This window comes from Brevibacterium moorei, from assembly GCF_024580735.1.
Taxonomy (GTDB): domain Bacteria; phylum Actinomycetota; class Actinomycetes; order Actinomycetales; family Brevibacteriaceae; genus Brevibacterium; species Brevibacterium moorei.
On record NZ_JANIJX010000053.1, the window covers coordinates 1 to 1,609 of the forward strand.

General features: G+C 64.6%; 1 protein-coding gene. It reads right to left on the reverse strand.

The annotated features are described in order from the left end of the window. Nucleotides 1-12: 12 nt before the first annotated feature. Nucleotides 13-1,569, reverse strand: coding sequence for an IS1634 family transposase (locus NQ034_RS16000; RefSeq protein ID WP_257050017.1), 1,557 nt, complete (start codon nucleotides 1,567-1,569; stop codon nucleotides 13-15). Nucleotides 1,570-1,609 lie beyond the last annotated feature (40 nt).

A 1,609-nucleotide genomic window follows, 5' to 3' on the forward strand; every position in this document is an offset into this window, starting at 1 on the left:
CCACAACGTTAGTTACCCTGGCGGGGTGACGGCGTCGCGGATATAGGCGGCAGCCTCGGTGATGGGGTCGGCCGCGGCGATCGTGTGCCCGGCGATCGTCACACTAGTCTCGACGATCGGCTTGAGCGTGGTGATGATGCGCTTCTTCGACCAGCCAGTGGCCGCGTAGAGGTAGCGCTCGACGGCCAGCGCGGTGAACACGATCGTCAGGTGCGCCTCGATTGCGTCACGCGTGTGGTGGAAGATCGGCCGGGCCCGCAGATCGGTCTTGGACATGCGGAACGACTGCTCGACGTGCCACAGCTCGTGATAATTCCCGATCACCTCGCCTGCCGTCATGAGGCTGGCGGGCAGGTTCGTCAGGTAGCCCTTCCAGCCGGCCAGGCTCATCGCCCGATCGTAGGAGGCCTCGTCGAAGGACTTCTTCGCGTCCTTGATCCGCACGAACCGGGTTTTCTTCACCGGCTTGTCGCCCTCGATGATGGCGATGGCCTTGTTGCGCTGCAGGTTCAGCGTCTGCCGGTCTCGTACGGCGCGTTTCCGGCGGAACTGCCATACGGCGCGCCACGCGTCCGGATGAGACTCGGCCGACCAGACGGGCTCGGCCCGCGTTTTCACCCGGTCGGGGTCCAGGCCCTTGGTCCCGCGCGGGGTGATCGTGTCGACGACGCGCCCGTCGTCGGTGGCGGTGCCCTCCCAGTGGAAGTACGTGGCCAGGTCGCCGGGTGCCCTGGTCTGTCGGGACCCGACGATGAACCGCAGGCCCGCATCGTCGAGGTCCCTCAGGTTCTTGGATGAGAGCATGCCGGCGTCGGCGGCGATGACCATGTCGGCGATGCCGTGGCGGTCTTGGAACTGCTTGACGATCGGGATGATCGTGTGCGTTTCGGCTTTATTGCCTTCGTAGCAGCCGATCTCGAGTGGGAAGCCGGTCCGGTCGACGAGCAGGCCCACGACGATCTGCGGATCGACGCGGCGCTCTTTGGAGTAGCCGACCTTGCGCAGGTCGTCTTCCTTCTCCGCCTCGAAGTACAGGGTCGTGACGTCGTAGAGGCACAGCGTGACACCGCCCGTGGATTCCGCGTACGCGTAGCATTTCTCGGCGATCCGGTCCCGGTACTTCCGGTCGTGTGCCCGGGCAACAGAGTTGAGCAGCGTGTTGTAGTGCGGAGGGTTCGCGCCGATCTCGTTCAGGACGCGGATGCTGTCGCGCTTCGACGTCGGCTCGACCAGCCGCGCCAACACAAGCTGGAAGAACACATTGTCATCGACCACATTGAAGCCGAGCCGGTCGTACACGGTGCGGATGACGTCGATGAGAAGGCCCGAGCGCTTCGGGCCCAGCACCGCAGCCTGCCCTACCGACGCGGAGTCCACGGCGTCGAAATCGAGGACTCCCTGCTCAGGATGGAGGAATTCGCGGGCCTCGGCCATCTTCGCGGCCAGTTCGGCATCGGTATGAGCCGATCCGATGTGCTTGACGATCCGGTACTTCCCACCAGTCTTGTCCACGACCTGCACAACAGTGGCTCCGGATTTTGAAGGCACGCGGCGGACGAACGGGCTCATACCGGCCATTTTAGGCGACCCGTTAGTTACCCACGCCCCC